This window comes from uncultured Acetatifactor sp., from assembly GCF_948601915.1.
Classification (GTDB): Bacteria; Bacillota; Clostridia; order Lachnospirales; family Lachnospiraceae; genus Acetatifactor.
Window position 1 is genome coordinate 17,571 of record NZ_CAPDXS010000012.1, and the last position, 17,336, is coordinate 34,906.

The following is a 17,336-nucleotide window of genomic DNA, read 5'->3' on the forward strand; positions in this document are numbered from 1 at the left end:
CTGCGGGGGAGGATGCGCCTGCAGCCAAAAAAGCGCGTCTCATTTAACGGAAAGCTTCAAAAACTCCATATTCACCGATTTCTCCGTAAACCCGTATTTCTCATACATGGCCCTGGCCCCTGCGTTCCTGGCATTGACCTGCAGCTCCAGACCGTCATATCCCCGCTCCCTGCACAGCTCCAGCAATGTGTCGAACAGTCTGCGTCCGATGCCCTGCCCCCGGTAGCGCTCCTCCACCGCCATGGAGTCCACGAACAGCACGTCCCGCTCTTTTACCGGGCCGCCAGAGATATGGCGGACAAGGTAGATCAGCAGTCCCACCACTTCCCCCTCCAGGTCTGCCACTAAGACCTGCTCCTCCGCCAGATGGGCCAGGTATCTGTCGCAGGGCAGTATGGGATCCATATCTACATAGATATCCGGCCTCCAGCACACATGCATCCTGTGTACCTGTTTCATGATCCGTTCCACTGCGTCATAGTCCTGCTCTGTTGCCAGCCGTATTGTTGCTGTATTTTCTGATTTCTTTCCTTTTTCGTGCATCATGTCACTCTTCCTTTTCGCTATCCAATACCAGTAAGATTTTATTGATTTCAGCATTCACGTCCCTGCGGCAAGTATATTTTTCTCAATCCAATGGGCCACACCGTCCTCATCGTTGGACCATGCGACACAATCCGCAGCGGCCTTTACATCCGCAACCGCATTGGAGACAGCGACTCCCATACCGCATATTCGAAGCATTTCCATATCATTTACATCATCGCCAAAAGATACAATATCGTCTAAAGGGATATCCAACCGCTTTGCCAACTCCACGATTGCCTGTATCTTGCCCGATTTTTCCGGCAGGAAAGCGTACCAGTCCTCTCCCCGATAACCTTGTAGGCGGCAATGATTTCTATCTGCAATTTCTTCCGCCACGCGGCTATCGGGAAGTTCCGCCACGATTTTATTGACCGGGCCGGATAGGGGCTTCTCATAATCACAGAAGACGGCTTTATATAGCTTCTCCGACTCCGATATGTGATGACTGTTCCAAAAGACTCGACGTCCTGATGCCACTGTTATTTCCGTATCTGGATTCTGTCCTTTCAGCTCTTGTATAATCCGGTTCGCATCAGCCGTATCCATGCTACAGCTGTAAACTTGTATCCCACGCTGATGGATCAGAGTCCCATCCGTAGTGATTTCGTAGTCCGGTTGGATTTCTTCTATGTACCGTTCTGCCCCTATCCAGTACCGGGCAGTGGCAATCGCGATAAGGATTCCTCTGCTCTGGCATGTTTTCAAAATCTGCTTTGTATATCCTGATATGCTGCCATCAGAATGCAGCAGCGTGTAATCCAAATCCGTCAAAATCATTTTGGCATTCATACTTTTAACCCTTTCAGATACTCTTTCTGCTCCGCCGTCACCCGGTTGCTCTCGCGGGCTTTCTGTATGGCCTTGTTGTGCGTCCAGGCATCCAGCCGCCTCTCCTCCAGGAACGGAACCACCGTCTCGTACTGCTTGGCCAGGGCCGTGGCGAAATACCATGCCCGCATCATGTTGACATAATACTCCTCCGAACGGATTGCCGCCACCCACTCGGGGTACTCCGGCCGGGACACCTCATCCAGATAGAAGCGCATCAGCATCCCTATTCCGAAGCGGACAGTGTAGGTCTCCGTGGAGGAAATCCACCGGCGGATAGGCTCCAGAAGCTTGTCTGTGTGTCTGGCGAACACTTTCGGAGCCATCATGTCGCAGGTGGCCCAATTGTCGATGTAAGGCAGGAAGCGCTCCGTCTGCTCCAGGCATTCCCCATAGTCTTTAAACTGCTCTACGATAAAGGCATGGACATTATCTTCGTCATAGTATTTATGGGGGAGCTGTCCCAGGAATTCCCCAATCCTGGGGTCTTTCGCCCATTTTTTTGCCAGCGTGCGCACCTGCGGGGTGCGCACGCCGATGATTTTCTCCAGCGCCACGGTGGGAATCAGTTTTGCGTGGAAGTCCCTGTAGCCCTCGTCCTGCAGTTCCCATAATTCAGTTTGTATCCTATCGGCTATGCGTCCTCCTGTCTGCTCTCCCATTTGCCCCTTATCCTCTCCGCCCAATCTTCCGGCCATGCATCTGCATCCTGCAGCCAGTCCTGTCCGTCCTTCTGCGGATTCCGCAGAAGCTCAAACCACCTATCCAAATCCCCCAGGAGCCTTCTACTCCGCCAGGCTCCCATAAAACTCCACCGCGCCGTCAATCTCACTCTGTGTGGGATGTCCTTTGGCGATGCCCCCAATCAGCTTGAACGGCCCGAAGGTGTCAAAGCCGCGGCATCCATAGACTCCGAGCACCCTGCAGCCCCTGGCTCTGGCCTTCGCCGAAACCGAATTCGCGTATTTCCCGCTGTCATTTCCGCAAGTATAATGGAAAAAAGAGCCTTTCCAGGAAAAATACGTCTTTCCCCTTCGGCAGAGAATCGTCCATGAACCGCTCCGTGGCCTCATAAAATTTTCCGAAGGCCACGCCGGATGCTATGCCAATCCTGTCATAGGCGCTCAAATCCATTGCGGCAGCTTCCTCCACTGTCGCTGTCCGGATTCCATATCGCTTCGCCACCGCATCCACCAGTTTTTTGGTGTTTCCGTGATGGGTGGACTCATAGATGAGAATCGTTTTCATTTCATGCCTCCTTCGGGTTTCGTCAGGTTCCTTTTCTATCGATATCCCGCCTTCTTCATCTCCATGCCGAAAGCCTTCTTCGACAGGTTCGCACGTCTGGCGGCTTCGTCCGCTTTCAGGAGGCCGTCATTGACCAGGGCGCACAGGGTCTTGAGGGTCCCCAGCCGCTCGCCCTGTTCGATGCCCTGTTTCCGGCCCACCTTTACGCCTTTCTTCATTTCATGCTTTTTGATGTCCTCCAAAGCTTTGCACATGTCTGTCTCCTCCTCCCCATTGTCCTGGTTCCATTCATACTGTAGACGGCTCCTGATGTCCCCGATGTTCGTGAACACGTCGATCACATCCACCGCGCTCCTGGGTATCCTGGCGAAGTATTCCCGGTTCTCCAGGATATACTGCTCATACTGCTTCCTGGAGGATGTGCATTTCAGTATCCCCAGCACGTACTTCAGGTCGGAGCCCATCCTCCTCAGGTCTTCGTCCGGTATGGACCGCATGGGGATCATGGCCGTCCGGTAGTTTCCCACCAGCCTGCGGAGCCTACGGGGCAGCGGCGACATGTCCCGCATCATGCCCTTCAGGGTTTTGGGCCCTTTCCACTCCTTCTTCCCCCAATACAGCATCAGGTCCACCACAGGCTCCAGCACGTCGCCCTTGCGGAAGCGGTATTTGAAGTCGTCCTCCGGCCCGTATCCCGCGCCGCTTTCCTCGTTCCCCTCCCGTATGGCCTCTATCTCCCTTCCATAGCAAGGAATTGTCCATGACAATTCCTGGGCAGTCCATCTCCATCAGACGCCAGGGATAGGTCAGGTTCACGGTCTGCTGGTTCTCTATTCCCAGCAGGAAGCGCACGCCCCAGGCCCTGGCCTCCCCCAGGTAGTCCCTCTCCCGGAACGTCAGCCTCCCCTTCCTGTCCCGCATCGGCAGGAACCCGTCCCGCTGACGGCACTCCCAGTCCACCGGCAGCTCCTCCCTCAGATAGTATTCCAGTACCGCGCGTATCCTGTCCGGGCGCTTCATGTACACCCTCAGCGCATTGTTTGGTCCCCCCATGGCCTTCCTTTCCGCAGGGGGGCGCGGATGACGGTACAGCGCCGGAGGGCCCTCCTCTGCCGGAGCCCGCTCCCTTCCCCTGCCTATGTCGAATCGTTGGTCTTAAGCAGGGTGTTCTGAATGATAGAATGTCAGAAATTATAGTCCCGCGCTGCCTGGCGCGGCCCGAATGTCCTGCTTGCCGAATCTCTCCGGGGCTGCCGCCCCGTCTGATAGATTCAGTATAGCACAATGCCCACTCCGTGACAAGTCGAAATTTTTATGAAATCCCCTATTCAAACTGCGCCCGGAACAGGCGGTAATATCCCCCCTGCAGGCCCATCAGGTAATCATGGGTTCCCTGCTCCAGGATCCTGCCCCGCTCCATGTAGACGATCGTATCGCATGCGGTGACGGAGGACAGCCTGTGGGACACGAAAATCACCGTCTTATCCTTCAGCTGCCGGAACACGGTTCTGTAAAATTCCCGTTCAAAGAACACATCCATGGCAGCGGTGGGCTCATCCATGATGACGATATCGCTGTCTTTATAGAAGGCCCTGGCCAGAGCCAGCCGCTGCAGCTGTCCGCCGGAGAACAGGACTCCCTCCTCGTCAAGCTCCCTTGTCAACTGCAACTCCAACTCCGGGACGCCGCCTTCACCATAGGCTCTGCCGCAGCCTTCGCCGTACTCCTTGCCACCGTCCCTACAGCAGCCTCCTCCGAACTCCTTAACGCCTCCGTACCACCCGGCCCTCCCCAGAGCCCGCACCAGCCTACCCTCCTCCGCCTCCTCCCCCATGCAGACATTGTCCCTGACAGAGGCGGCGTAGATATTGAAGTCCTGAAAGACAGCGCCGAACTGCGCCCTGTAGGAGGAGACGGCAAACTCCCTGATGTCCCTCCCGTTCTGCCGGATGCTGCCGGAGGAGGCATCGTAAAAGCGCAGCAGCAGCTTTATCAAAGTGCTCTTGCCGGAGCCGTTCCTCCCCACGATCGCCACCTTGCTCCCCTTCCGGATGGCAAGGTCGATCCCCTGCAGCCCCGGCGTGCCGTCCGGATAGGCAAAGAAGCCCTGATGCTTCCTCTGTATCTGGTCCCCGGCGTTGACCGCCACCACGAACGCCGAAATGGGCAGCTTTCCCCACAGCAGGGCCGCCATGCTCAGATACAGGGGAATCAGGAAATCAATGCAGAATGCGCTGCAGAACAATCTCCGCAGAAAAGCCAGGTTCCCGATCTTCCTCCCGCTGTCCAGCCCAATCCCTTCCTTTTCTTCCACCGTGGCCCTGTAGTCCCTCAGGAACACCTTATGCACATGGCTCAGCCGATTGTCCTTCCCGTACTCCGGCAGATACAGGAGACGGCGCAGCATGGACAGTTTCTTGTCCTTCTTTTTCATCTCCTCGTCGTATCCGACCTCTTTTTCAGACTGGACATTTGTGAGGAAAATGCCCGCAGCAAAGGAGATTATGCAGATCCCCGGCACGAATCCATTGGTGGGAACGGTTCCGGCCATGATGGCACCGGCGGCAACCAGCCCCTCAAACCCCCGGAACAGATTGTCCGTGGCCTCCAGAGGGCGCACCGCGATTTCCCTGTTTGCCAGGGCCACCGCCGTGTACAGTTCCTCCGAATCATAATTCGCCATGTCCGCAGCCTGGAGCTTATCAAAAAGCTCCCGCTGCAGCCCGCTGACGATCCGTTCTCTGTGGACAGGTTCGAAGACATGCTTGTAATAAGATTGCAGCGCGAACACCGCCCCCAGGAACGCCATGCCAGACAGCAGAAACAGGAGGATCGTCCCAGCCCCCTTCCCGTTTTCCACAAAATATATCACTGTCCCCAACAGATACACATACAGAAACGATTCGGCGATCGCGGACAGCGCCCGAACCAGCAATGCAAGGCCCAGGTACGCGGCATCCGCCCGGAACACGGCGGCTGCCATGTAAAAATTGTTTTTAATGATCGCCCCTATCGATAAACCGTCTTTCTTCATACGCTCTGTCCCTTGTACAGGTTGGTCTGTTCCAGATACATTTTTGCGTAGATCCCTTTCTTTTCCATCAGCGCGGCATGGTCCCCCTCTTCCACCAGCCTGCCGCCGTCAAAGACCAGTATCCGATCCACCAGCTTCGTGGTGGAAAGCTTGTGGGAGATGAACAGCAGGGTACGGCCGGTGTCCCTCAGGGCATCCAGTATCAGCCGGTTCATGTTCCGCTCCGTAAGCGCGTCCAGGGCGCTGGTGGGCTCGTCCAGCACCACCACCGGGAACGGATTCGCGATTACCCGGGCCAGGGCCAGCCTCTGCCGCTCCCCGCCTGACAGCACAAGGCCTTCCCCATGGATCTCCTTCCCGATGACGGCATCTATATCCGGAATCCTGGCCCCTAGCCCTACCTTTTCAATGGCCTCCCTGATATCCCCGTCCCCGGCCCCGCCGCCCATGGATACATTGTCCCGGACAGAGACAGGATAAATCCGGTAATCCTGGCACACCACTCCGAAAAAGGACTTCAGCGCTTCCCTTTCCCAGGTATCCATATCCCTGCCGTTCAGCGCGATCCTTCCTTCGCTGGCGGAAACCAGGTTCACCAGAAGGGACACAAAGGTGCTTTTCCCCGCCCCGTTTTTCCCTACAATGGCGATTCTCTCGCCACTCCTGATCTCTACCGTCACATCGTCAAGCGCGTCCACCCGGCTTCCGGGATATCGGTATTTCACATGGTCAAAGGTGATGCAAAACGGCCCGGCCGCGTCAGGCTTTTGCCCGGCTCCCCCGTTCCCTTCCGTTCTGTGGGCCTCCTGTGCCAGATACTCCGTATACTCGTTTATATAAAGGGACGCCGTCTTCATCTCCAGGGCCGTATCCAGCATCCACTCCACATCCGAGCTGAAAATGGTTATGGCCTGGGTAATCCCGATGAAATCTCCAAGCAGCAGCTCCAGGAACCCGAACCCTGCGATCCGCTTCCCCTCCCTGCGGTATGCGGCCACCGTCTGCCCCAGGCCCTCCCTGTAGATTCCCCGCACAACGCAAAAAAGGACGCCTGCCCTTCCCGGCAAGCGCCCTTTTTGTCATCCATATATGATTTTCCGAATGGTACTGTGTGCCAGACCATATTTTTCCGACAGCGCTTCCATGGAGCATCCCTCCCTGTACAGCCTCTGGATCTCCCTGTTGCGCTCTCCGTAAAAGCTGCGGGAGCCGCTGACGGTCCCCCATTTCTTTTTGGACGAATACTTGGGGACATAGAGCACGTCCCCGTCGATATAGGTCTGGAGCTCTCTCAGCAACCTCTCCGGCAATATCTCTGCTGCATTTACATATTTCATCGGAATGCTTTTCCTCCGTTTCCCGCTCCTTATTCAAGCATTGTCAGGCATCATGAATAAAGTGCAGAAACAGCAGAGCATATAGTGCTATTGGCCCATGCAGATTCCTATATGCCCGCGATTTCTGCATGGGCAATGAAGAGCTTGGGGCCGTTCGCAAATAAGGCCCCTGTGGTCTTCTGCTTCATCCATCTCTCTCCTTTCTTCGATCCTATATAAACGGCATTGAATTCCTGCCCGTCACATAGCACAGCAAGCCATGCCGTTTATCCGGCTTTGGGGCAAGCTTTAATCGCTGCATATATATTCCTCAGCCGGACCTTCCCTCCGCCTGGCATGTGGATTTTGCCCAATCCGCGGCTCACTGCACCCGGAACTGGCCAATCAGGCTGTTCAGGGTCTTAGCCTGGTCTGACAGCTCCCTGGAAACCGCGGCGCTTTCCTCCGCCACGGCGGAATTCGTCTGTACCACCCTCTCGATTTCCTGAATCCCCTCTTCCACGGACACGATCATTTCCGACTGCCGCACGCTTGCCCGGGCCAGGTCGTCCATAAGCGTCTTGATGGACTGGATGCACTCGTTGATGATCTGCACCGCGGATATGACGTCCCCTGCGGCAGCCGTCCCCGTATTCACGTCCTGGACAGAACCTCCGATCAGGACGCTGGTGCTCTGGACAGCCTCCCCGGACTCCGCGGCAAGGCTGCGCACCTCCTCCGCCACCACGGCGAAGCCTCTGCCCGCCTCACCGGCATGGGCCGCTTCCACCGCCGCGTTCAGCGCCAGGATATTGGTCTGGAACGCGATGTCCTCAATGGTCTCGATGATGCTGCCTATCTTGGTCGAGGAGCGCTGGATATTCTCTGTGGCCACCTTCAGCTGCGCCATCTTCGCGTCGGCCTCCGCTGCGTAGCCGTTGGCTTTGTCCACCAGCTCGCTTGCGTCATGGCAGCATACGGTACTGTCCTTTATCTGGGCCGTGATCTGCGTCACGTTCTCCGCCAGCCCCTCCACGGATGCCGATTGCTCCACTGCCCCCTGGGAAAGCGTATTGACGCCCGCCGAAAGCTGCTCCGCCCCGGTATCCACCTGGTTTGAAATATGGGAGATATCCCGCATCAGTTTGGTCAGATTGGTGCGGATGGTCTTCAGGCTCTCTGCCAGAACCCTGAAATCGCCGATGTAGAACGCCTCGTTCCTGACCACGTCCACGGCAATGTTTCCGTCCGCCATCTCTCCCAGAATCCGCCCCATATCCTCCACCGTCTTGCGCAGATAGCCGCAGACATCATGTATCGTCTGCGCGATCATGCCGATTTCATCCTTTCTGCCGTAAAACCGCTCCAGCTCCTGGTCGGCGGAAAGGCTTAGGCTGCCCAGGTGCCTGATGGCCCTCTCCACAGCCAAGAGCTCCTTGCCCTGGCGATATAATATGAGGAGCGTCACCAGGATGATGACCACTGCCACAGCCGCGCATACCGTGCCCACCGCGAAGTGCACCTCATCCAAAGCCCCATACACCTCCGCCGCGTTGTCCCGCACCATGAAGACCCATCCGCGGTCCTTCAGATATTTGTATACCACCATCTGCTCCACGCCGTTTTCGTCCTCATAGGCATAGGTGCCGGCCTGGGTGCCGCCGTCCGCCTTGATCCTGTCGATGATCTCCAGATAGCCGCTGTCCGCCGTCTCCGTGTTCAGCAGCTCTTCGTTCTCATGGTAAAGATAGACGCCTGTCTCCACATTCAGGAACACATACTCGCTGCCCGGCAGCCCCTGGATGTCCAGTCCAAGCAATACGTCCATCAGCCGGTCCGCATAGACCCCTGCCCCCACATAGCCGATGCAGTCCCCCTCCTCAAAAATCGGATAGTACATGGAAAGTATCATGCTGCCCGTGCCGGGTGATTTCATGATGCCCGAATTGGTCAGCTGCTCCTGGGCCAGGATGGTATTCCGGAACAGTTCCAGGGATTCCCCTGACCGGGTGGTGATACCGATGGCCTGCTGCGAAGTATGGGTCAGGACATATGTCTCGGGCGTGGCGATGTAGAGCCCCTCGAAGATGCCCTTGACAGCCGCAAAGTCTTCCGTATATTTCTGGACGCTTGCCAGCAGCTCCTGATCCTCCGGATCCATGAGCAGGTCATGTACCTCCTTTCCAATGGCGAAAGCTGTCATATACTCCTCTGCGGACGCTACGTAATCGTTGATGATGGCGGCCCTGGATTCCACTGCATCCGTCATCTGGTTGGTGATGTCGTTCTTGACGATCTCCGAGACCCTGTCGGATACCGTGCGCCATAGAAGCAGCATCCCCGCCAGAGTGATGACAGTGGTGATGATGCCGATACGGGTTGCCAGTTTGCGGTTTACCAGAAATTTCATGATAAAAATACCCCCATATTGCAGGATGAATGTTGAATCTATTCTATCACAAATCCTTCCCTTTTTCAATGTCTTAGGTTGTCCTCTCTCTCCGCTCCTGCGCCGGGCGCCACACGTCCGCCCCGCCATGCCCCCGGAGCGCAAAAAGCCGGGAGCCATGGAAAGCTTGCCCCTTCCATGGCTCCCGCTGCAGCGCTGTCTTCCGTTGTCCATACGGTCAATAGATGAAATTGAACCTCCCAAAGGGCGCCGCGTCCCCGTCCCGGTAGAAGTTCATCACGTCGTCCAGGGCGATGCTGTCGATCCACTTGAACTCGAAGACCGGCTTCCCCTCTCCGGCAAGCCCCAAAAGCTCCCGGTCTACGGTCAGCATCAGCGCATTGCCCCTCCGCACGGCCTCCACACCGCCAATCTCCCGGAACGCCCCGTCCCGCCAGCCGTAGAGCACGCCCTCAGTAATCTTGAAGTCATACCCCTCCCATCCGGTGGCCTTGTCGCAGTCCGTATCCAGAAGCAATGTCATGGGATTGACTGCCCCTGTAGGCGCGGGCAGGATCTCCTCCCGGCAGATTGCCAGGAAATGCACCTTCCCGCTGTCATAGGCCACCCGGGCCTCCACGATGTTGTTCCTGCCGCTGTGGTTCACATAGCGGTCAGCCTTCCCCAGACCCTGGTAGTCCCTCTTCGCCTCTGTGCCCGCATGGGACAGATAGGCGGGAAGGGCCTCCCTGAGTTTCTCAATCTCGCCCGGCATAAGCTCTATGGGCGCCACGTCCCGGTCTACATGGGCCACCCCCTTGAACCTGCGGATATTGGCGCACAGCTGCAGATAATAGGAGTCCAGATAGCCGTCGCAGTCCGGCTCGATGTCCCTGGAATGCTCCCTGTCATACTGATCCACAAAGGCGATCTGGGTGCTGTCCTCGTCCCAGATCCAGGGCTTGCCCGGGAACTTCCCCATCAGCCACTCGTTCCAGCCGGTGACGAACACATAGTCCGGATCCAGCTCCAGGGCGCGCTCCCATTGTTCCTGTACATTCAGCCCGTACAGATAGGAATCCTCCGTAAGCCCCTCGTGGCCGTGCTCATGGGTGTAGCTCCTGCCGTAGGTGCCCTTGTCGTTGAAATGCGTGCAGATGCGGCCGTCCCGGGCGTTCTGGGCCACGCCCACCGTGCACATCTCGAAGCTTCCGTCCTCCCTTGCCCCGAAGCCGTTCTGGGGGGCGGTCTCCAGCCAGCCCCAGTGGTCCGGCCTCTTGGGGCCGGTGGCGTAGCCGGGCTGTCCCGGGCGGAAGGTGAAGAACGCCCGGATTTCATTCAGGATCTGTGTGTCATAGGGGGACTTCCCCTCCCGGGGGATGGATTCCGGGTAAGCCATCACCAGGGGCTTCCCCTCCCACAGGAACCACAGGTCCCGGTATCTGCCGGGGCGGTACAGATCCTGGTACACGCTGCGCAGCATCGCAAGGGTGGTCGGGCAGGCCGCGAAATTCATCATAAACGCCACCTGCGGCGTGCGGATGCCGTCCCGCCTGGCCTGGTCCAGCCCCTCCAGCAGCGGCATATAGGCGTCCCGCCAGACACAGGAACCATTGGTGGCGTCGAACACCAGCACATCCACCCCCGCGTCGGCAAAATACTGGGCATGCTTCCTGATTACATACGGATCGTCATTCCGATAGAAGCCGTAGAAGGGCTCATTCCAATGCACCAGGTCATCGTCCGTCCAAATCGGATGCCCCATGTCGAACTCCGCCTCCGGGGCCTGCTCCAATATCCGGGTCAGGTTCCGGGGAATCGCCCTGCCGCCTGCGCCCTGGCCATTGCGCCATGTCCAGTAGAACAGGCCCACCAGCTTACGTTTTGGGCCGCCCACCTCCTCATGCCCCGGCAGCTTTCTGCCCAGCATGTCCGTGGCCACCAGCAGGTCATTGCAGGTATCCCGGAAATGCCGCTCCGGTGCCTCCTCCGCCCCGGCGCAGGGGCTCTCCTGCGTCAGCTCGAAGCGGTCGAAATAGCCGTTCTCCCCGCAGGAGAACGCGATAGCATGCACCCCCGCCCCAATCTCCGGCACCTCCGCCCAGACGCTCTCCAGCTCGTTGAAATAAGCCGTTCCGGCAATGGCGATCACCGCCGCCACTGCCCCGTCCACCCACACCTCCATGTCAAAGACGCCCTTATCCACGGCCTTATACCAGACCCGTACCCCGCGGACAGGCTCCTCCAGGGCCACCTGCTCAAATGTGACAGAGCCTCCGCCCTTCCCCGCGCTCCATTTCGCCTCCAGCACCTTCATCGCTGCCGCCTCCTTCTTATTTGACATACGATTCATCGCATATTACCGCAATGGCAGATTGTGATAACGGCAATGCCGTTATAACAGCAACCTGCCACAATAGTCCTGTCCTGTCAGAAATAGAAAAAGGGCCGCCACAAATCCTTCGTCTTTATAGCAGCCCTTTTTCATATATCAGTTATTCCTCAAAAATATTGATTACAAATCACTCTTACTCCACGCCGTCGGGAAGCTCACAGCCAAGCTGCTCTGCAACGGAACGGACGATGGTCGCGCCGCCCTGATCCAGCCACTCCTGCACGAAGTCATCCCACTCGTCGAAGCTTCTCTCGCCCACGATGAACTTATACTGCTCTGCGTTGACGAACTCAGTGAGCATCTCAGTCCCTTCCAGCCCTGCAGTAGAGTACAGCAATGCGTCTGCCGGCCAGCGGTCCATTGCCGCCATTGCCGCGTTGGCCTTGTCGTTGGCTTCCGCGCTGAGCTTGTCGCGCTCTACCTTTGTGGGATCGTCCGGATCCTCTTCTTCTCTCACGTAGTTGGCCATCCACTTGGTGGTGAAGCCGAAGTTCTGCCAGGGAGCAAGGGCCAGTCCGCTGGCGCCGTACTGTCCTGCGTCGGAGGGATGCTCCGATGTCTTGGAGATCACCTGCCAGCCGTCCTCGTTGAAGAAACGCACATCCTGGTCATAGCCGTCAGCCGCATAGACCTCATTGCCGCCGCCCTGTACCGTATTGAAGTAAGCCTCGCCGCCATAGCACATCTCGTCCAGCATGTGGAGGATGCGCAGCATCTTGCCCTGGTCTCCCTCTACGTTCTTCTTCGGGATGGACCACAGCATGCCCAGGCTGCCGCCTGCGGAGCCCTTGCCGCCCTCCACGGGAGCCTTGTCGGAATATACCCATGTGTTCACCAGCTTCTCAAAATATTCCAGGTCGCTCTTGTTCTCGTCATTGATGAAATGGGAGCAGTACTCACCAATCATGTTCGGAGCATGGACAGCGCCCAGCCTGTCGTTGAGCCAGTAGGACTTGGCTTCCTCCCACTGGATGGTGTACCAGTCGGACGGAAGGCAGCCGTCGGCATAGAGGGCGTTCGCGAATTTCAGGAAGTTCTCGGTGGAGCCGTTCATCATGGGCACGGACAGCTTCCCGTCATCGCCCACCGTATAGGCGGGATTTCCGAAGAAGGGCGCGAAGCCGTTGAGCATCTGCAGGCTCTTGCCGCTGCCCGCTCCCAGGATGAAATAAGTGTCGTCCACACCGTTGCCGTCGGGATCGTCATAAGTACAGGCATGGGCATAGGCCAGCAGCTCTTCCTGGGTGGTAGGGATGCTCATCCCGAACTTGTCCAGCCAGTCCTGGCGGAAGGAAACGTTCCAGCCGTCGGAATCCTGGATGGAATACTTGGTCACCGCGGGAATCTCGCCATTGTCCATAGTGGTGGCCTTTATCATGGTCTTGGTGACGAACTTGCAGGTCTGGGGCATGTAGGGGTACATCTCCCTGGCATCTACCAGCAGCCCCTGTCCGCCGATGACGAACGCCGTGTCAGGCTTGGTGAACATCACCAGGTCGGGGGTGTCCCCTCCGGCGAACATAGTGGACATGGTGGTCTCGTAATCCTGCTGGGCGCTGGTAATCAGCGTCAGGGTCACATTGAACCTATCCTCCAGCCATTTCTTGATCGGGTCGTTCTCCGGCATCACTTCGCCGTAGGAATAGGTCTGGAACACCAGGTCGTAATGGACGCTCATGTCGTCATAGTCATAGTTGACATCGTCCGCCATAGGCGGATTCACGGGCAGCGCGTCCGCAAACTCGATATCCTCGAAAGCGGGGATGTTGGCCGCCGCAGAACCTCCCCCATCAGCGCCCGCGTCTTCGGAATCCGCATCCTCGGAGCCTGTCTCCTCGGCACTGCTCTCCTCTTCCTTGCTGGATTCCTCCGCAGAAGACTTCTCCTGATTGTCTCCGGAAGACTCTTTGCTGTCACCGCCACTGTCGCCACAGGCTGTCATCGCCATTGCCACAGCCATGAACACAGCCATAAGCTTTACTGTTTTGTTCTTCATTTTCATAACTCTCCTTTCCTTAAAATGGAACTAAACTTGTGAATCCTAGATATCTGTAAACCGGCATCATCCCTTGACGGAACCGGTAAACATTCCCTTGACGAAATACTTCTGCAGGAACGGATACACGCACAGGATGGGGAGCACCGCCACCAGCACGCCGGCCATCTTGAAGCCCTCCGGCGTCATCTTCATGAACGAGGAAATCGGTATCCCATTGTCCATGCTGGTGCTGGCTGCCAGCATCATGTTGCGGATGATGTACTGGATCGGCCATATCTTCGTATTCATGGGAGCGTAGATCATGGCGTCCATCCAGGAATTCCAGTGGGCCACCGCGGCGAACAGGCCCAGGGCCAGGATTGTGGGGCGCAGCAGCGGAATCCCCAGATGCCACATCTTCTGCAGCTCCGAAGCGCCGTCCAGATCCGCCGACTCCATCAAATCCGTGGGGATGCCCTCCACGAAGAGCTTCACCACCAGTATCCCATGGGTATTGGCCAGGCTGGGGGCTATGTAGACCCAGAAGCTGTTCAGCAGATGGAGATCCCGGTACAGCAGATAAGAGGGAATGGTCCCGCCGCCGATCAGCATGGTGGTGATGAAATACAGCAATATGGGATTCTTGAACGGCAGCTCCTTGATGGCCAGGATATAGCCCACGGGCACCGTCAGCACCAATGCCGAGAATATCCCTATGAAGGTACGCAATATCGTAATCTTCATGCCGTCAAAGAAGTTGGCGCTGGAAAACAGGTTCTTGTAGGCCGCCAGCGTGGGATGCTCCGGGATGATGACGAAGAAGTTCTTCTCGATCATCTCGCCCTCGGAGGTGAGGGACATCCCCACCACATACAGCAGCGGAAGGATGCAGGCCACCGTCACGAATCCCACCACGATGGCGATGCACGCCTGATACAGCTTCTCCTCCCGGGACATCTTAATCTGGCTGCCCCGGGGAACCGATACTTTTCGATTTTTCTTCATTTGGCCCCTCCTTTAGAACATTCCTCGTCCCGATACCTTCTTGGAAATCGTGTTCGCCGATACCATCAGGACCAGTCCCACCACCGAGCGCATCATGGAGGTGGCAGTACCATAGCCGTACTGCATCTGCCCCAGGCCCACGCGGTATACCCAGGTGTCGATCACGTCCGCCACATCGTACAGGGCCGAGTTGTAGAACATCATAATCTGCTCGAAGTTGGTGCCCAGCACGCCGCCCAGGGACATGATCAGGGAGAAAGTGATGACCGGCTTCATGGCCGGGAAGGTCACCGCCCGGATCCTCTGGATGGGGCCGGCCCCGTCAATCTTCGCCGCATCGTACAGCTCGGTGTCCACGGAGGTCAGCGCCGCAAAGTAAAGGATGGTGCTCCACCCTACGCTCTGCCAGATCTGGGTCCCGATCAGCAGGGGCAGGAACGCCTTCTTGGATGTCAGAAAGCCCACTTCCGTGCCGCCCAGGGCGCGGATGATGCCATTGACGAATCCGTTCCCGGAGAAGAACGCGAACACGATGCCGTAGATGATGACCCAGGAGAAAAAGTGCGGGATATACACCATGGTCTGGCAGAACTTCTGATATTTCTTGCTGCGCAGGTCAAATATCGCGATCGTCAGAAGGATTGGCGGCAAAAAGCCCCAAATCATGCTGTTGATGCTGATGATGAGGGTATTGCGCAGGAGCTTCAGCATGGATTTGTTCTGGAAGAAGTACTTGTAGTTCTTCCAGCCCACCCATGGGGCATCCTGGATGGTGCTGCCAATCTTCATATCCTTAAAGGAAATCTCCACACCCCAAATCAGCGGCACGTACATGAACACAAAGTAATAGACGATAGCCAACAGCAGAATCACATACAGCACGCTGTAGCGTTTTAGCTGCCGCTTGATATGCCCGGGCTTTTTCTTGGTCTTTTGCATATTTGCACCTCTCCTTTCTGATGTTCCTATCATACCTGAATATACTCCTGTTTTTAACCTCCTTTCTTCACAGTTTTTCCATCAAAACTTCATATTTTGTTCAAGAATTCTCTATCCGGTACTGCTTCGGAGAGCAACCGTATTTTTCCTTGAATTTCTTATAAAAATAGGTAGTGTTCTCATAGCCCGCCCGGAATATCACCTCGTCCACAGGCACCTGGGTATTCTGCAGCATGGTGGTCACATAGGCGAAGCGATGCCCCTGCACCAGCTCCTTGAAAGTATAGTTGGTGCTCTTCTTGAGCAGCGTGGACAGGTAATTCGGATTCATCCCGAAGAATTCCGCCGTGGAGGTCAGCGTACAGCTCCTGTAGTTGGCCTGGATGTAGCGAAGGATGCTGAATACCTTATTTTCCGGCACCTGGAGCCCGGAGCGCATGGCCTCGGACTGGTAGACCTGGGCCAGCTCCAGGAAAATCAGATTGATCAGGTTGTCCACCACGTCCACGGAGCTGGGGCTGCGGGGGGCCAGGAACTCGATCATCAGCTCCCGCATGAACAGCCCGATCCGCGTGCTGTCCTCCGAGGGGAACAAGATGTAGTTGTCATGGTTCGCTTTCTCCGAAATGGCGTTCAGCAGGAACCGGAGCAGGACGCTCTGCTCCGAAAAATGGCTGAAAAAGATTTCTGTAAAGAATTCCTTCTTCAGCAGCATGTTGATCAGGATGTCGTTCTCCCCTGTATTGCCGATGGAGTGGTATGCGTCCGTGTCGATAATCAGCATCTGCCCCTCCTTCAGCGTCAGATGCACCGAATCGTTGATGGTCTGCTCACAGGAGCCGGAATACATGTAGCACAGCTCTACCCAGTCATGCTTGTGGTTAAAGACCGGCACATAGCGGATATGCCGGGAAATGTATATGTACGGGTGGGCCTGAAAGGAGAACAGATCGTTCTTATACTTGGGCTCATAGTCCATCTGATAAAACGCCCCTCGTCTCTTGGCCCTGTTCCTCATCTGATACTCCAGGTTGCCCCCCGTCTCCCTGTAATATTCCTCCATCGGCTCCAACTGCCGCAGAGCCCGATCCAACTGTTTATAATTCATACTTTCTTTTCCTTTTTCCGTTTGTGGGATGTCTCGCCAGTCTACTTTAAAAATGTGCGCAAAATCATGTGCTCCGCGGGGCGAACGGTGATGTTCAGAAGGAGAATCGAAAAGATACATGTTCCCTTTCGCACCAAAAAGTACACTTTTTGGCACTTCAACAAACTGTCGAATGATTTAATAACTATACTACACAAAAGTAAAAAAATCAAGTATTTATACAAATAAATTTGGTAAAAATGACAGCTTTCCGGGCGAATCCAAAAAGTGTGCTTTTCGGAGTCTGTTTCTTTAGCATGAAAGAACATCAGCATTTTCCAGCATAATATCCTAATTGTAATCAAATATTACTTAGTATATGACGAAATATCATTTGTCTCGCAGACCGTATTTTTTGTAGAAGAAATCGCGGTCTTTCTCTGCGCCAAAAAGTGTACTTTATGGCGCAAAAGCGAACCCGAATCTGTCGAAGGCCAAAATAATCTAATGTTTCGCCAAGGAGAAGGAG

The 17,336-nt window shown here is 56.1% G+C and carries 15 protein-coding genes; all 15 read right to left on the reverse strand.

What is annotated here, in order from left to right; genetic code table 11:
• Positions 1–39 precede the first annotated feature (39 nt).
• Positions 40–546 (reverse strand): GNAT family N-acetyltransferase, encoded by a 507-nt coding sequence (locus Q2B33_RS03455; RefSeq protein ID WP_300566650.1) that lies wholly within the window; start codon positions 544–546, stop codon positions 40–42.
• A 54-nt stretch (positions 547–600) separates the two neighbouring features.
• On the reverse strand, positions 601–1,377 hold the full coding sequence (locus tag Q2B33_RS03460; RefSeq protein ID WP_300795033.1) for an HAD-IIB family hydrolase: 777 nt from the start codon (positions 1,375–1,377) through the stop codon (positions 601–603).
• Positions 1,374–2,114 (reverse strand): DNA alkylation repair protein, encoded by a 741-nt coding sequence (locus Q2B33_RS03465; protein ID WP_300783404.1) that lies wholly within the window; start codon positions 2,112–2,114, stop codon positions 1,374–1,376. The genes Q2B33_RS03460 and Q2B33_RS03465 overlap by 4 nt, the downstream gene beginning before the upstream one ends.
• Before the next feature lie 87 nt (positions 2,115–2,201).
• Positions 2,202–2,336 carry a hypothetical protein gene (locus Q2B33_RS03470; protein WP_300566662.1) on the reverse strand — a complete coding sequence of 45 codons (135 nt, stop codon included), beginning with the start codon at positions 2,334–2,336 and terminating at the stop codon, positions 2,202–2,204.
• A gap of 55 nt (positions 2,337–2,391) precedes the next feature.
• Positions 2,392–2,664, reverse strand: coding sequence for a flavodoxin domain-containing protein (locus Q2B33_RS03475; protein ID WP_300783402.1), 273 nt, complete (start codon positions 2,662–2,664; stop codon positions 2,392–2,394).
• Positions 2,665–2,699: 35 nt separating this feature from the next.
• On the reverse strand, positions 2,700–3,431 hold the full coding sequence (locus Q2B33_RS03480; RefSeq protein WP_300819410.1) for a hypothetical protein: 732 nt from the start codon (positions 3,429–3,431) through the stop codon (positions 2,700–2,702).
• Positions 3,432–3,988: 557 nt separating this feature from the next.
• Positions 3,989–5,698, reverse strand: a complete 1,710-nt coding sequence (locus Q2B33_RS03485; RefSeq protein WP_300782999.1) for an ABC transporter ATP-binding protein — start codon at positions 5,696–5,698, stop codon at positions 3,989–3,991.
• The gene (locus Q2B33_RS03490; RefSeq protein WP_300782997.1) at positions 5,695–6,732 is read right to left on the reverse strand and encodes an ABC transporter ATP-binding protein; all 1,038 of its coding nucleotides are present in this window, start codon (positions 6,730–6,732) and stop codon (positions 5,695–5,697) included. Before Q2B33_RS03490 ends, Q2B33_RS03485 begins: the two co-directional genes overlap by 4 nt.
• Before the next feature lie 45 nt (positions 6,733–6,777).
• A complete protein-coding gene (locus Q2B33_RS03495; RefSeq protein WP_300775102.1) occupies positions 6,778–7,035 on the reverse strand; it encodes a CD3324 family protein in 258 nt (85 codons plus the stop codon).
• A gap of 361 nt (positions 7,036–7,396) precedes the next feature.
• On the reverse strand, positions 7,397–9,424 hold the full coding sequence (locus Q2B33_RS03500) for a methyl-accepting chemotaxis protein (protein WP_300782995.1): 2,028 nt from the start codon (positions 9,422–9,424) through the stop codon (positions 7,397–7,399).
• A gap of 217 nt (positions 9,425–9,641) precedes the next feature.
• Entirely contained in the window at positions 9,642–11,747 is a 2,106-nt protein-coding gene (locus Q2B33_RS03505; protein WP_300782993.1) for a hypothetical protein, read from the reverse strand.
• Positions 11,748–11,931: 184 nt separating this feature from the next.
• Positions 11,932–13,794, reverse strand: coding sequence for a hypothetical protein (locus Q2B33_RS03510; RefSeq protein ID WP_300775096.1), 1,863 nt, complete (start codon positions 13,792–13,794; stop codon positions 11,932–11,934).
• Between the two features lie 66 nt (positions 13,795–13,860).
• Entirely contained in the window at positions 13,861–14,781 is a 921-nt protein-coding gene (locus tag Q2B33_RS03515; RefSeq protein ID WP_296477751.1) for a carbohydrate ABC transporter permease, read from the reverse strand.
• 12 nt (positions 14,782–14,793) lie between these two features.
• Entirely contained in the window at positions 14,794–15,720 is a 927-nt protein-coding gene (locus tag Q2B33_RS03520) for a sugar ABC transporter permease (protein WP_296477750.1), read from the reverse strand.
• Between the two features lie 100 nt (positions 15,721–15,820).
• The gene (locus Q2B33_RS03525) at positions 15,821–16,828 is read right to left on the reverse strand and encodes an AraC family transcriptional regulator (protein ID WP_296477748.1); all 1,008 of its coding nucleotides are present in this window, start codon (positions 16,826–16,828) and stop codon (positions 15,821–15,823) included.
• Between the last annotated feature and the right edge of the window lie 508 nt (positions 16,829–17,336).

Excerpts from the sequence above, each read along its gene's own strand:
- Q2B33_RS03455 (WP_300566650.1), bottom strand. The coding sequence starts at position 546 with ATGATGCACGAAAAAGGAAAGAAATCAGAAAATACAGCAACAATACGG.
- Q2B33_RS03460 (WP_300795033.1), bottom strand. The coding sequence starts at position 1,377 with ATGAATGCCAAAATGATTTTGACGGATTTGGATTACACGCTGCTGCAT.
- Q2B33_RS03465 (WP_300783404.1), bottom strand. The coding sequence starts at position 2,114 with ATGGCCGGAAGATTGGGCGGAGAGGATAAGGGGCAAATGGGAGAGCAG.
- Q2B33_RS03475 (WP_300783402.1), bottom strand. The coding sequence starts at position 2,664 with ATGAAAACGATTCTCATCTATGAGTCCACCCATCACGGAAACACCAAA.
- Q2B33_RS03485 (WP_300782999.1), bottom strand. The coding sequence starts at position 5,698 with ATGAAGAAAGACGGTTTATCGATAGGGGCGATCATTAAAAACAATTTT.
- Q2B33_RS03495 (WP_300775102.1), bottom strand. The coding sequence starts at position 7,035 with ATGAAATATGTAAATGCAGCAGAGATATTGCCGGAGAGGTTGCTGAGA.
- Q2B33_RS03500 (WP_300782995.1), bottom strand. The coding sequence starts at position 9,424 with ATGAAATTTCTGGTAAACCGCAAACTGGCAACCCGTATCGGCATCATC.
- Q2B33_RS03505 (WP_300782993.1), bottom strand. The coding sequence starts at position 11,747 with ATGTCAAATAAGAAGGAGGCGGCAGCGATGAAGGTGCTGGAGGCGAAA.
- Q2B33_RS03510 (WP_300775096.1), bottom strand. The coding sequence starts at position 13,794 with ATGAAGAACAAAACAGTAAAGCTTATGGCTGTGTTCATGGCTGTGGCA.
- Q2B33_RS03515 (WP_296477751.1), bottom strand. The coding sequence starts at position 14,781 with ATGAAGAAAAATCGAAAAGTATCGGTTCCCCGGGGCAGCCAGATTAAG.
- Q2B33_RS03520 (WP_296477750.1), bottom strand. The coding sequence starts at position 15,720 with ATGCAAAAGACCAAGAAAAAGCCCGGGCATATCAAGCGGCAGCTAAAA.
- Q2B33_RS03525 (WP_296477748.1), bottom strand. The coding sequence starts at position 16,828 with ATGAATTATAAACAGTTGGATCGGGCTCTGCGGCAGTTGGAGCCGATG.